The organism is Polaribacter gochangensis (genome assembly GCF_046224025.1).
In the GTDB taxonomy this organism is placed as follows: Bacteria; Bacteroidota; Bacteroidia; order Flavobacteriales; family Flavobacteriaceae; genus Polaribacter; species Polaribacter gochangensis.
On sequence record NZ_JBJXRF010000004.1, the window covers coordinates 93,015 to 109,055 of the forward strand.

Sequence of the window (16,041 nt, forward strand, 5' to 3'; positions counted from 1 at the left end):
TGCCAATAAAGCACTTTATACAAAACTAACCGACACACTTTTTTAGAACTACTACTCTACTTTTTTAGTCTTGTAATTTTTAAACTTTTTGTTGTGTTTAAAAAGCAATTTTGGTTTTACATTCAGTAAGTATTGAGTTGTAATTCTTTTTTTAAAAAAAATCCTCTTTTTTCGCAGAATCTCAATGCTTTTTATAAAAAGCAAACTCTAATTGGTGTAAAAAAAGGTTACATTTATTTCGGAAATACCTTATTTTACTAAGGAAACCACTTACCTATCTTAACTTTCACTCTTTATAAATTGTAACGCTTTTGTAACGCTACATGTTATAGATTTTACACTTCATATTAGGATATTTGCTTCATGTCAAAAAGAAATAGAAATTTTTCAACACTTATTCTTATGCTATTAGTAGCGTTAATTTTATTTCTATTGGTTTGGCACTTCTATAATACTCAGTTAGTAGAAATAGATAATAATATTAAAAATTTAAAACAACAATAATACACAAAACTAAGATCATTAAACAGCCATATTATGAAAAAAAAATACCTATTTCTCTTATTAGTTATTAGCAGTTTTTTTGCAACATTACAAGCACAAACTACAAGGTATGTAACCGAGGGTGGTGCAGGAACAAAAGATGGTCTTACTTGGGTAAATGCCTCAGATGATATCCAAGCTATGATAAACATCTCTGCTGCAAATGACCAAGTTTGGGTTGCTACCGGTTCATATAGACCAAATAGAAGAGCAGATAATATTTCCACTATTAGTTCTAGTACTGATAGAGCTGTATCGTTTTTATTAAAAAAAGATGTAAAACTCTATGGTGGTTTTGCTGGAACAGAAACTACATTAGCAGAAAGAAGTTTAACTTTATCAGCAAATAAAACTATACTTAATGGAGGAGATATTAATGGTTTAGGTCGTATATTTAATGTGATTATAAGTTCTGGAGATGTGGGTTCTGCACGTCTAGATGGTTTCACTATTTTTGGTGGAACTTTAGGAAATCCTTATCTTACACTTCAAGTAAACGGAAATGAAATTAGTACTATAGATGGTAGTGGAATGTATAATCATACCTCTTCACCGACTATAGCAAATTGCATTTTTTATGGTAATTTTTCAATGAATGGTGGTGGAATGTATAACTATAATTCCTCTCCAACAATTATAAATAGTACATTTTATGAGGATACTGCTGATAGTGATGGCGACGAAATATATAATGAATCATCTTCTCCAAAAATTTACAACTCTATAGTTTGGGGAACTATTTTTAATAATTCTTCTACACCAGAAATTAAAAATAGCATTATTAAAGGAAGTAACAATACAACTGATGGCAATATAGATGCTGCTACTTTAACAGATGCAACTCTTTTTAAAGACCCAGCTAACGGCGATTATAGTTTAAAAGCAGGTGGTATTGCTGTAAATACAGGGAGCAACACACTATATACAAACACAGGAGGTAACTTAACCACAGATGTAGATGTATTAGGCAACAAAAGAGTATTTCAAAATACTATTGATATTGGTGCGTATGAATCTCAAAAAGCTATCATAACTCCAGATGCAAATAACATCTTGTATGTTAACAAAGCAGCAATTGGCGAAGGTAGTGGAAATTCTTGGGCAAACGCCATCCCAGAATTAGCAGACGCTTTAGTTTGGGCAAACAAAAACAAAGCAAATTTTACCACAACACCTTTACAAATTTGGGTTGCAGGTGGTACTTATAAACCACTATACAGCCCAGAAGATGGAGCTAATTTTGGTACGAACCAAAATAAAAGCAATGCTTTTTTAATGGTAAATAATGTACAAATCTATGGTGGTTTTGCAGGTACAGAAACTACATTGGGTGAGAGAAATTTAAGTATTAGTGCTAATAAAACTACTTTAAGTGGCGATTTTAATAACGATGATACTATTACAGGTTCTGGAAGCACTTTAAGTATTACTAATAACACTGATAATACTTATAATATAGTTGTCAGTGCAGGGGATGTTGGTTCGGCACTTTTAGATGGTTTTACGATTACTGGTGGTAATGCTACTTTTAACACGAAATTTTTAGCAAATACTAAGGAAATTTATATTTGTTCTGGAGCTGGAATTTATAATTCGGAATCAAATTCTACCTATAAAAACTTAATAATAAGAGGAAATTTAAGTGCAGAATCTGGTGGAGGAATGTTTAGTTATATGTCAACTCCTAAATTAGAAAATATACTTATTGAAAGTAATATGGCTAATGACGGTGGAGGCTTAACAAATCAAGGAAACACAAATGCAACACTAACAAATGTTACTGTTTTTGGTAATAAATCATCAACAAATACTAGCGGAGGCATCTACAATACTGGTGCTACGGTAGTTGTAAATAATAGTATTATTTGGAACCTTATCGAGAATGAAGGAACGGGTTCTTACATAGCCAATAATAGCATTATAAAAGGAAGTTCAGTTACAACAAATGATAATATTGATGCTACAAGTATCACGGAAACCACTCTTTTTAAAGATCCAACAAATGGAGATTATAGTTTAAATCCAAGTATTTTAAATACGGCAATAAATGCAGGAGACAACACATTGTACACTGGTACCATTGCAACAGACAAAGATGTAGCAGGCAATGCACGTTTGTTTGATGGAACATCCACTACAGATGTTATCGATTTAGGAGCCTATGAATTACAACAAGAACCAATACCATTGGCACCTAAAACAGCTATATCATTACAAATTTATGCAGGAGTAAAAACAGTAAGTGATTTAGCTATTACTGGAACTGCAATAAAATGGTATGATGCTGCAACTGCAGGTAACTTTTTAGAAAATACCACAGTTCTTACAGACAACACCACCTATTACGCAAGCCAAACTGTAAACGGAGTAGAAAGCACAGATAGAAAAGCGGTAACCACTAAAAAAATTAGTGAATCCAACCAAACTTTTTTAAGTAGTGCCAATCCAACAGTTACCAATTTAGTAGCTACGCCAACTACCAATGCAACGGTTAAATGGTTTACCACAGCTACAAATGGCACTGCTTTAGAAAATACAGCAACATTAACTACAGGTACGTATTATGTGGAGCAAACTTCTTCTTTGTTAACCATAGAAACTTTAGGGAGTAATTTTTCTCAACCTTTTGGACTTACCGTGCAATCTGATGGAAAAATTTTGGTGGCAGATACCAATAACAATGTTATCAAACGGATGGACGCAGATGGAACGAATATACAAATTTTAGGGAGTGGTTTTAATAAACCTCGTGGAGTTGCCCTACAATCTGACGGAAAAATTTTGGTAGCAGACGCTGGTAATAACAGTATTAAACGTATGGATGCAGATGGATCTAATATAGTAACCCTAAACAGTACATTTAATCAACCTCATGGGCTTGCTGTTCAATCTGATGGAAAAATTTTAGTGGCAGATAGCTATAATAGTGCTATTAAACGTATGGATGCAGATGGTTTTAATATCGTAACTTTAGGAACTGGGTTTAGTTATCCTTATGGAATTACGGTACAATCTGATGGGAAAATTTTGGTAGCAGATGCTGAAAATAGTGCTGTTAAACGTATGGATACAGATGGATCTAACATGCAAATTTTAGGGAGTGGATTTACTGCTCCTTCTGGAGTTGCACTACAATCTGATGGTAAAATTTTAGTAGCAGGTTCTGGTAGCAATCCAATTAAACGTATGGATGCAGATGGCACAAATATCGTAACTTTAGGAAGTGGATTTAATATTTCTCGTGGCGTAGCCGTACAATCAGATGGAAAAATTTTAGTGGCAGATACCTTTAACAATGCGATTAAACGCATTACAGAAGTAGCTACAAGTAACCGTATTGCGGTAGCAGTTGTTATCATACCATCAGCACCAACAACAAGCTATGCTACCCAAGTATTTGCAGGAGCAAAAACACTAAGCGATCTACAAGTTACAGGTACCGCAATAAAATGGTACGATGCAGCAACAGCAGGTAACTTTTTAGAAAATACCACAGTACTTACAGATAATACCACCTACTACGCAAGCCAAACCATAAACGGTGTAGAAAGCACTAGCAGAATCGCAGTAACTGCTAAAAAAATTAGTGAAAACAACCAAACTTTTTTAAGTAGTAGCAACCCAACCGTTGCCAATTTAGTAGCTACACCAAGTACAGGTGCAACAGCAAAATGGTTTACCAATGCTACAGGTGGTACTGCTTTAATAAATACAACTGCATTGGCTACTGCTACCTATTATGTAGAACAAAACACACCTTTAACTATAGAAACGGTAGGTAGTGGATTTAGTTTTCCTTATGGGGTAGCGGAACAATCCGATGGAAAGATTTTGGTAGCAGATACTTCCAATAACGCTATCAAACGTATGGATGCCGATGGTACAAATATTGTAACGGTAGCGAATGGATTTAATAAACCTCGCGGAGTTGCGGTACAAGCGGATGGAAAGATTTTGGTAGTAGATACTGATAATCATGCTATCAAACGCATGGATGCCGATGGTTCTAATATTGTAACCTTAAGCAGTGGATTTAATAAACCTTATGGCGTTACGGTACAAGCGGATGGAAAGATTTTGGTAGCAGATGCTTTTAATCATGCTATTAAGCGTATGGATGCCGATGGAACGAATATTGTAACCTTAGGTAGTGGGTTTCATATTCCTAGTGGAGTTGCGGTACAAGCGGATGGAAAGATTTTGGTAGCAGATCATGGTAATCACGCTGTTAAGCGTATGAATGCCGATGGAACAAATATCGATATTTTAAGTAGTGGATTCAATTATCCTTCTAGTGTTGCTGTACAATCTGATGGTAAAATTTTGATTACTGACACTAGCAATAACGCTATTAAACGTATGGATGCCGACGGTACAAATATAGTAACCCTAGGTAGTGGATTTGGTTCTCCTTATGGCGTTGCGGTACAAGCAAACGGAAAGATTTTAGCGACAGATTATGCTAATAGCGCTATTAAACGTATTACAGAAGCAACTGTAAGTAATCGTGTGGCGGTAAGTGTTATAATTGAAACACCAGCACCAACTACCAGCTATGCTACGCAAGTATTTGCAGGAGCAAGTAAAACACTAAGCGATCTACAAGTTACAGGTACTGCTATAAAATGGTACGATGCTGCAACAGCGGGTACCTTGTTAGACAATACTACCGTTTTGGTAGACAACACCACGTATTATGCAAGCCAAACTATAAACAGCGTAGAAAGTACAGATAGACTTGCTGTAACCGTGAAAAAAATAAGCGAAGCCAGCCAAACTTTTTTAAGTAATAGCAACCCAACCGTTGCTAATTTAGTAGCTACACCAAGTACAGGTGCAACAGCAAAATGGTTTACCACTGCTACAGGTGGTACTGCTTTAGTAAATACAACTACATTAAGTACTGCTACCTATTATGTAGAGCAAGCACTTCCTTCGATAACCATAGAAACGGTAGGTAATGGATTTGATGAACCTCGTAGAGTTGCGGTACAAGCGGATGGTAAAATTTTGGTGGCTGATACTTATAATAATGCTATTAAACGCATGGATGCCGATGGTACTAATATTGTAACCCTAGCCAGTAGTGGATTTAATTTTCCTTCAGGAATTGCCGTACAAGCGGACGGAAAAATCTTAGTAGCAGACACTAATAATAGTGCTATTAAGCGTATGGATGTCGATGGTTCTAATATTGTAACCCTAGGTAGTGGATTTAATGCACCTTATAGCGTTGCGGTACAAGCGGATGGAAAGATTTTGGTGGCAAATGCTGGTAATAGTACTATAAAGCGTATGGATGCCGATGGTACAAATATAGTAACCCTAGGTAGTGGTTTTAATTTACCTCGTGACGTTGCGGTACAAGCGGACGGAAAGATTTTGGTAGCTGATAGTTCTAATAATGTTATAAAACGCATGGATGCCGATGGTACTAATATTGTAACCCTAGCCAGTGGATTTAATAATCCTCGAGGCGTTGCGGTACAAGCAGATGGAAAGATTTTGGTTGCAGATATTTATAATAATGCTATAAAACGCATGGATGCCGACGGTACGAATATAGAAACGCTAGCCAGTAGTGGATTTAATTTTCCTACTGGAGTTACGGTACAAGCAGATGGAATTATTTTGGTTGCAGATACTGGTAATAACGCTATTAAACGTATTACAGAAGCAATTGTAAGTAATCGTGTGGCGGTAAGTGTTGCAATTGAAACATCAGCACCAACTAGCACTTATGCTACGCAAGTATTTGCTGGCACAAAAACACTAAGCGATCTACAAGTTACAGGTACTGCTATAAAATGGTACGATGCAGCAACAGCAGGCACCTTGTTAGACAATACTACCGTTTTGATAGACAACACCACGTATTATGCAAGCCAAACTATAAACAGCGTAGAAAGTACAGATAGACTTGCTGTAACCGTAAAAAAAATAAGTGAAGCCAGCCAAACTTTTTTAAGTAGTAGCAACCCAACAGTTGCTAATTTAGTAAGTATGCCAAGTACAGACTATAGTGCTAAATGGTTTACTACCGCATCTGGCGGAACCGTTTTAGAAAATACAACAGCATTAAATTCTGGGACGTATTATGTAGAACAAAGCAGACTTTTCAACATAGAAACGATAGCGAGTGTATTTGATGGCCCTTATGGAGTTGCGGTACAAGCTGATGGCAAAATTTTGATAGCAGATACTAATAATAATGCCATCAAACGCATGGATGCCGATGGTACAAATATTGTAATCCTAGGCAGTGGATTTAGTGCTCCTCATGGAGTTGCCATTCAATCGGATGGTAAAATTGTAGTTGCAGATTACAATAATAGCGCCATCAAACGGATGGATGCTGATGGAAAGAATATCGAAACACTAGGAAGTGGGTTTAGTTACCCTAGGGGCGTTGCCATTCAATCGGATGGTAAAATTGTAGTTGCTGATAGCAATAATAACGTTATTAAACGTATGAATTCGGATGGTTCTAATTTAGAGGTTTTAGGGGTTGGAGGATTTAATTTTCCTTCTGGAGTTGCCATTCAATCGGATGGTAAAATTGTAGTTGCTGATTTAGATAATAACGCCATCAAACGGATGGATGCTGATGGAAAGAATATCGAAACACTAGGAAGTGGGTTTAGTGCCCCTAATGACGTTGTCATTCAATCGGATGGTAAAATTGTAGTTGCAGATTTAGGTAATAACTCCATCAAACGGATGGATGCTGATGGAAAGAATATCGAAACACTAGGAAGTGGGTTTAGTTACCCGAGCGACATTGCCATTCAATCTGACGGAAAAATTTTGGTAGCAGATACATACAATAACGCCATTAAACGTATTACAGAAGCAACGATTAGCAATCGTGTGGCGGTAAGTATTGTTGTAAAAACAACACCAACAATTACTTTTGCAGATTTCACAAAAACTTACGGTGATGCAGCTTTTGATTTAGCAGCAACATCAACTTCATCAGCAACGGTTACGTATAGTGTTGTTGCAGGTGGTACAGGTGAAATTAGCTTATCGGGTAAAAACATCACTCTCGTAAATGCAGGGACTGTAACCTTAAAAGCGAGTGTAGCTGAAAACGCTACTTATGAAGCTGCTGAAAAAGAAATAACACTTACTATTAATAAAGCCGAATTAACCGTAACTGCAGATAATAAGTCAAGAGTTTACGGAGAATCAAATCCAACCTTAACCTTTGCCTATTCAGGATTTAAAAATTTAGAGGACGCAACAGCCTTAACCACAGTACCAACAGCCAGTACAACAGCAAGTGTAGCTTCTAATGTTGGAACTTATGATGTTGAAGTTGCCAATGGAGTTGCTACCAACTACTCATTTAAATATGTAAAAGGAACTTTAGAAATCACTAAAAAAGCAATCACAATTACTGCGGATGCAACAACGAAAGTGTATGGAGAGTCAGATCCAGCTTTAACCTATACTGCAAGTCCAAGTTTAGAAGCAGGCGATTCTTTTATAGGAAACTTAACAAGAGTAACTGGCGAAGATGCTAATACCTATGCAATTTTACAAGGAACATTATCTGCTGGAACAAATTATACAATTACTTTTGTTTCTAAAGATTTTACCATCACTAAAAAAGCAATCACAATTACTGCGGATGCAACAACGAAAGTGTATGGAGAGTCAGATCCAGCTTTAACCTATACTGCAAGTCCAAGTTTAGAAACAGGCGATTCTTTTATAGGAAGCTTAACAAGAGTAACTGGCGAAGATGCTAATACCTATGCAATTTCACAAGGAACATTATCTGCTGGAACAAATTATACAATTACTTTTGTTTCCAAAAACTTTACGATTACTAAAGCATCTCAAACAATTACTTTTGGGGAGATAACGCATAGCGATTCAGATGTTTTTGATTTGACTGCAACAAGCACTTCTGGTTTAGCAATTGTGTATACAAGTTCAAATACTAATGTAGCAACTATTTCAGGAAATACAGTAACGGTAGTATCAGCAGGAACTACAAGTATTACTGCAACTCAGCCTGGAAATAATAATTATAAGGCCGCTACAGCTGTGGCACAAACATTAACAGTAACAACTCTTGGTGTTGAAGAGGATGCTGTTCAATTAAAAGCGGTGAAATTGTATCCAAATCCGGCTGTAAATTCGATACGTTTAGATATTGGTATGGTTGATACTGCTGCAATTCAAATTTTTGATATTAACGGTAAGTTAGTGATCGAAAAAAAGAACTACCAATCTAAAGAAATTGTAAATATATCTTCATTAAAAACAGGTGTATATCTTATAAGAGTAGTAAGTACAAAAGGAAATGCAATAAAGAAATTTATTAAAAACTAACTCTATATTGCATCCCTTCAAGTTTAGGGGCTTGTAGGGATATTAAAACCGACACAACAATGTGTCGGTTTTTTTTATTAGAAAATTGTTGAGTTCAGTTACTTTTTGTTTCAAATAGCACTCTGAAATACAACGATATTTTTAACGCAGACGGAAAAACCGAAACCAATTTATCTGGCGGAATTCAGGGTGGAATCAGTAACGGAATTGATATTTATTTTCGGGCTGCTTTTAAACCAGTTGCCACCATTATGCAAAATCAACAAACCATAGATTCTGAAGGAAATCTAACAGAAATTCATGGTAAAGGTCGTCACGACCCTTGTGTGGTTCCAAGAGCAATTCCTATTGTAGAAGCGTTAACTGCTTTGGTATTGGCAAATTTTTATTTGTTGGATAGAACAAGGAAATTATAATTTTTAATGAACAGAAATCAATTTAAATTATACAAAATTATGAGCATTGAATAAAACGAGAATCTTTCGAAAAATATTTTTTACTTTATCCTTTTAGAATTATAATATTGATTATTTACATAAAAACAAGATCTAAAATTAACTTTACAAATACAGCTTTTTTTAAGGGAAAAGGTTAAATTCTCAAAACTAGATATTTAAATAACTGACATTCTGCTAATTATAATTTTCAAGATGTTCTGAAGCGATGATCTTAGATATACTTCAAAATTTTTATTATCTTTATTTCAAAATTTCGGACGCTAAACAATTTTCTTTTGTTAATTCTCGTATCTCGTAAAGCATAAAAATAACAAGTATGGTTCAATTTTACACTTCAAAAAAACTCACCTTATTTTTTTTAATCATACTTTGTAGCTTCTTTGCAACATCACAAGCACAAACCACTAGATATGTAACCAAAAACGGAGCAGGAACCAAAGATGGTCTTTCTTGGGCAAATGCTTCAAATGATATCCAATTAATGATAAACAACTCAGAAGCTAATGATATGGTCTGGGTAGCTAGAGGAATTTATAAACCTATTAGGCCTGCAGACAACCTTGGTACTATTAAGGAAGATAACATAAGTAATGCTTTTGTGTTAAAAAAAAATGTTGAAGTCTACGGCGGCTTTGCGGGTACAGAAACTAACTTGTCAGACAGAAACTTAAAAGGTTTTTTAAATACAACTATTTTAAGTGGAAAACTTAATCTTTATTTAAATATAAATGCCCGTCACGTAGTAATTAGCGTAGGAAATGTTGGTACGGCACGTTTGGATGGATTTACTATAACTGGTGGTATTGCTAATAATACAGATTATATTATAGTAAATTCAAGAGTAGTAACTAATAGTAATGGTGGTGGAGTGTACATTGCTTATTCTTCCCCTACCATTACAAACTGTAAAATTAACAAGAACACCGCTGGTGGTTACGGTGGTGGAATATATATTGAGTACGATTCTAAACCGTACATTACCAACAGTATTATTATTAATAATAATGCTTATAGAGCTGGGGGTGGTATAGTTAACTCTAGCTCTTCTCCTACAATTACAAATTGCACTATTGCTGCGACGATCAGTTCAATTGGTATATTTAATCTTTATGGTTCTCTAAAAATTAACAATTCTATTGTTTGGGGTGGCGTTGGTAGATATCCTGATGATAATAGTGAACCAGAAATTAAAAATAGCTTGGGACATGGACGTGGTTTTTATACAAGTATAGATAATGATAATATAAATGCTAGTGGCATTAAAGATACAGACATCTTTAATAACCCAAGTAATGATAATTATACTTTAAAAGCAGGGAGTGTGGCTGTTAATAAAGGAAATAATGCATTATATACCAATGCAAGCGGTTCTTTAACAACTGACACAGATTTAGCTGGAAATCCAAGAGTTTATCAGTCTATAATAGATATAGGTGCTTATGAATTAGGAAGCTTAACAACTCTTAGTGTTGGAGAGGATGCCGTCCAATTAAAAGCGGTGGAGTTGTATCCAAATCCGGCTGTAAATTCGACACGTTTAGATATTGGTATGGTTGATACTGCTGCGATTCAGATTTTTGATATTAACGGTAAGTTAGTGATCGAAAAAAAGAACTACCAATCTAAAGAAATTGTAAATATATCTTCATTAAAAACAGGTGTATATCTTATAAGAGTAGTAAGTACAAAAGGAAATGCAATAAAGAAATTTATTAAAAACTAACTCTATATTCATCCCTTGCAAGTTTAGGGGTTTGTAAGGATATTAAAACCGACACAACAATGTGTCGTTTTTTTTATTAGAAAATTGTTGAGTTCAGTTACTTTTTGTTTCAAATAGAAATCTCTTTAACAATACTATTAAATTAAGGTATCTTATTTACGCTTTAATTTGCTACAATGAGTATGCATTTATATTGAATAAATAAAGGTAGATCTAAGTGTATGCAATAAATAGACATAAAAAAACCGAAACTAATACGTTTCGGTTTTTGTTTTATGCTTCACCAGTGGGTCCAAAATTCATTGGAATTGGTGGTTGTTCGTACTCTTTAATTTCACCGTGAGCTTGTTCAAATCTTTGTACATTATCTGCCAAAGCTTTGGTTAATCTCTTAGCGTGTTGAGGCGTTAAAATAATTCTAGATTTTACTTTTGCTTTTGGTACTCCGGGCATTACGTTGATAAAATCAACAATAAATTCTGAAACCGAATGATTGATAATTGCCAAATTAGAATAGGTTCCGTCTGCAACAGCTTCATCTAATTCTATATTTAATTGCCCTTGTTCGTTTTTAGTATCCTCCATAGTAATAGTATTAAAAAAGCCTACAAATTAATTTGTAGGCTTTTTATTATTTATAGATTTTTCTCCATTTCTTCTTTTGGACCTACAATGATATGATCGTATTGTCTCATACCTGTTCCTGCTGGAATTCTCTTACCAACAATAACATTTTCTTTCAATCCTTCTAAAGTATCTATTTTACCATTAACGGCTGCTTCATTTAACACTTTCGTGGTTTCCTGGAACGATGCCGCAGAGATAAACGATTTAGTTTGTAGCGAAGCTCTTGTAATACCTTGCAACACTTGTTCTGCTGTTGCTGGCTGAGCGTCTCTTGCTGAAGCTAAATTTTTATCATTTCTACGTAAAATAGAGTTTTCATCTCTTAACTGACGTGAAGTAATGATTTGACCTGCTTTTAAATTTTCAGAGTCTCCTGCATCTTCAACAACTTTCATTCCGTAAATTGCGTCATTTTCTTCGATAAAGTCATTTTTATGAATCAATTGATTTTCTAGGAAAAGTGTATCTCCAGAATCAATAATTCTAACTTTACGCATCATTTGACGTACTACAACCTCAAAGTGTTTGTCGTTAATTTTCACACCTTGTAAACGATAAACTTCTTGAATTTCGTTTACTAAATATTCTTGTACAGCAGATGGCCCTTGAATGTTCAGGATATCGATTGGAGTAATTGCTCCGTCAGATAATGGCATCCCTGCTTTAATGAAATCATTTTCTTGTACTAAAATTTGGTTAGACAACTTGATTAAGTATTTTCTAACATCACCTGTTTTAGATTCAACAATAATTTCTCTATTACCACGCTTAATTTTCCCGAAAGAAACAACTCCGTCAATTGCTGCAACTACAGCAGGATTAGAAGGGTTACGTGCTTCAAATAATTCTGTTACACGAGGTAAACCTCCTGTAATATCTCCAGCTTTTCCTGATTTACGAGGAATTTTTACTAAGATTTTACCAGATTCTACAGCTTCTCCATTGTCAATCATTAAGTGAGCTCCAACAGGTAAACTATAAGAACGCAACGCATTACCATCTTTATCTTCAATAATTAAAGAAGGAATAATTTTCTTATTCTTAGAATCTGTAATTACTTTTTCTTGGAAACCTGTTTGTTCATCAATTTCTACAGAGTAGTTAATTCCTTGTTCTAAATCATCAAAACGAACTTTACCTCCAAATTCAGAAACAATTACACCGTTAAATGAATCCCACTGACAAACTACATCACCTTTCTTAATGGTTTTTCTATCTTTATCAAAAATTGTAGAACCATAAGGAATGTTATTTGTACTTAAAGTAATTCCTGTTTTCTTATCAACAACTTTAATTTCTGCAGTTCTAGAGATTACAATATCAATTTCTTCTCCATTGGCATCTTTACTTTTTACAGTACGTAAATCTTCGATTGAAACTTTACCTCCAAAACTAGCAATTAACTTATTATCTTCAGAAATATTTCCTGCAACTCCCCCAACGTGGAAAGTTCTTAATGTTAATTGTGTACCAGGTTCACCAATAGATTGTGCTGCAATTACACCAACTGCTTCACCAATTTGTACTTTATTGCGAGTAGATAAACTCTGTCCGTAACATTTAGCACAAATCCCTTTACTTGATTCACAAGTTAAAGCAGAACGTACTTGAACTCTATCGATTCCTGATGCTTCAATAGCTTCCGCAACTTTTGAAGAAATTTCTTCTCCAGCACTTACTAATAAATCATCTGTTAATGGTGCATATACATTTTGTAAAGAAACACGCCCTTCAACTCTTTCTGATAATGATTCAACGATTTCATCATTTTTCTTTAATGGCATTACTTCTAAGCCTCTTAAAGTACCACAATCTTCTTCGTTGATAATTACATCTTGAGATACATCTACTAAACGACGCGTTAAATAACCTGCATCGGCAGTTTTTAATGCTGTATCGGCTAATCCTTTACGAGCACCGTGCGTTGAGATAAAGTATTCAAGAATTGATAATCCTTCCTTAAAGTTAGAAAGAATTGGATTTTCAATAATTTCTCCACCACCTGCTGTAGATTTTTTAGGTTTTGCCATTAATCCACGCATACCTGTTAACTGACGGATTTGTTCTTTAGAACCCCTCGCACCAGAATCTAGCATCATGTATACTGAGTTAAACCCTTGTTGATCTTCACGTAAACGCTTCATAGATAATTCTGTTAATCTGTTGTTCGTAGAACCCCAAATGTCAATTACCTGATTGTAACGTTCTTTGTTTGTTAACATTCCCATGTTATAGTTTGCAATAATTCCGTCCACTTCTTCATTCGCTTCAGCAATCATTTTTGTTTTTTCCTCAGGAATAATAATATCACCTAAACTAAATGATAATCCTCCTTGGAATGCAAACTTATATCCCATGTTTTTAATATTATCTAAAAATTCTCCAGTTGTAGGAATATCAGTAGCTTTTAAAATTCTACCAATAATACCACGTAAAGATTTTTTAGTTAATACATCATTAATATATCCAGCTTTAGCAGGTACTACTTCGTTAAATAATACTCTACCAACTGTAGTTTTAATAATTTTTCTAACCTGTTCTCCGTTTTCATCAATGTCGTAAGTTCTTACTTTAATACCTGCGTTTAAATCAACCATTTCTTCGTTAAAAGCAATGTTTACTTCTTCAGGTGAATAAAAAGTTAAGCCTTCTCCTTTAATTGGAACTTCTGGAGTAGAGATTCTTTCTTTAGTCATATAGTACAATCCAAGTACCATATCCTGAGAAGGAACTGTTACTGGAGCACCATTTGCAGGATTTAAGATATTGTGAGAAGCCAACATTAATAATTGTGCTTCTAAAATAGCTTCTGGTCCTAATGGTAAATGTACTGCCATTTGATCTCCATCAAAATCGGCATTAAATGCCGTACACACTAATGGGTGTAATTGAATTGCTTTTCCTTCAATTAATTTTGGTTGAAAAGCTTGGATTCCTAAACGGTGAAGCGTTGGAGCACGGTTTAATAATACAGGATGTCCTTTTAAAACATTCTCTAAAATATCCCAAACTACAGGCTCTTTTCTATCAATTATTTTCTTTGCAGATTTAACCGTTTTTACAATTCCTCTTTCAATTAATTTACGAATTACAAAAGGTTTGTATAATTCGGCTGCCATTTCCTTTGGGATACCACATTCCGATAACTTTAATTCTGGTCCAACAACAATTACAGAACGTGCAGAATAATCAACACGCTTACCTAATAAGTTTTGACGGAAACGTCCTTGTTTTCCTTTTAATGAATCTGACAACGATTTTAACGGTCTGTTAGATTCAGTTTTTACTGCTGATGATTTACGTGTGTTATCAAATAATGAATCTACAGATTCTTGTAACATACGTTTCTCGTTACGTAAAATAACTTCTGGAGCTTTGATCTCAACCAATCTTTTTAAACGGTTGTTTCTGATAATAACTCTTCTGTATAAATCATTTAAATCTGAAGTTGCAAAACGACCACCATCTAATGGAACTAATGGACGTAATTCTGGTGGAATCACCGGAACTGCCTTCATAATCATCCACTCTGGCTTGTTTTCTCTTTCTTTATTAGAGTCTCTAAATGCTTCAACAACATTTAAACGTTTTAATGCTTCAGTTTTACGTTGCTTAGACGTTTCTGTATTTGCTTTGTGTCTTAATTCGTAAGAAAGTTCGTCTAAATCTATACGAGCTAACAAATCAATTAAACATTCTGCTCCCATTTTAGCGATAAACTTATTTGGGTCAGAATCATCTAAATATTGATTTTCTTGCGGAAGTGTTTCTGCAATATCTAAATATTCTTCTTCTGTTAAGAAGTCCATTTTTTGCAATGGTTCTCCTTCAGCATTTTTTGCAATACCTGGAGCAATTACTACGTAACGCTCGTAATAGATAATCATGTCTAACTTTTTAGATGGCAAACCTAAAAGGTATCCCATTTTGTTAGGCAATGATCTAAAGTACCAAATATGAGCAACAGGAACCACTAAATTAATGTGTCCTACTCTATCTCTACGTACTTTCTTTTCTGTTACTTCTACACCACATCGGTCACAAACGATTCCTTTGTAGCGAATTCTTTTATATTTACCACAAGCACATTCAAAGTCTTTTACAGGACCAAAAATACGCTCACAAAATAAACCATCTCTTTCTGGTTTGTGTGTACGGTAATTAATTGTTTCTGGTTTTAACACCTCTCCTCTAGAGATTCCTAGAATAGCTTCTGGAGATGATAATCCAATTGAGATTTTATTAAACTTTTTTACAGTGTACTTCTCGTTTTTTCTTGCCATGGTAATGGATTCGAATTAAAATTGTAAAAATGACCTCTAAGGAGGCTTCTAAATATATGAT

At 34.6% G+C, this 16,041-nt stretch carries 4 protein-coding genes and 1 pseudogene; 3 read left to right on the plus strand and 2 right to left on the minus strand.

Annotated features, from left to right (window positions below; translation table 11 throughout):
* The first annotated feature begins 537 nt into the window (after positions 1–537).
* The 3 genes and pseudogenes from ACEWL1_RS10790 (at position 538) to ACEWL1_RS10800 (ending at position 11,070) form a co-directional block, all read left to right on the plus strand.
* Entirely contained in the window at positions 538–8,889 is an 8,352-nt protein-coding gene (locus ACEWL1_RS10790) for a virginiamycin B lyase family protein (protein WP_409233315.1), read from the plus strand.
* A 125-nt stretch (positions 8,890–9,014) separates the two neighbouring features.
* Positions 9,015–9,305 (plus strand): annotated as a pseudogene (locus ACEWL1_RS10795) (chorismate synthase); the annotation flags it as partial.
* 358 nt (positions 9,306–9,663) lie between these two features.
* Complete coding sequence (locus ACEWL1_RS10800) at positions 9,664–11,070, plus strand: T9SS type A sorting domain-containing protein (protein ID WP_409233316.1); 1,407 nt, start codon at positions 9,664–9,666, stop codon at positions 11,068–11,070.
* A 273-nt stretch (positions 11,071–11,343) separates the two neighbouring features.
* Here the strand turns inward: ACEWL1_RS10800 and ACEWL1_RS10805 are convergent, their stop codons facing one another.
* Positions 11,344–11,655, minus strand: coding sequence for a DUF3467 domain-containing protein (locus ACEWL1_RS10805; RefSeq protein ID WP_409233317.1), 312 nt, complete (start codon positions 11,653–11,655; stop codon positions 11,344–11,346).
* A gap of 50 nt (positions 11,656–11,705) precedes the next feature.
* The gene (gene rpoC / locus ACEWL1_RS10810) at positions 11,706–15,980 is read right to left on the minus strand and encodes a DNA-directed RNA polymerase subunit beta' (protein ID WP_409233318.1); all 4,275 of its coding nucleotides are present in this window, start codon (positions 15,978–15,980) and stop codon (positions 11,706–11,708) included.
* Between the last annotated feature and the right edge of the window lie 61 nt (positions 15,981–16,041).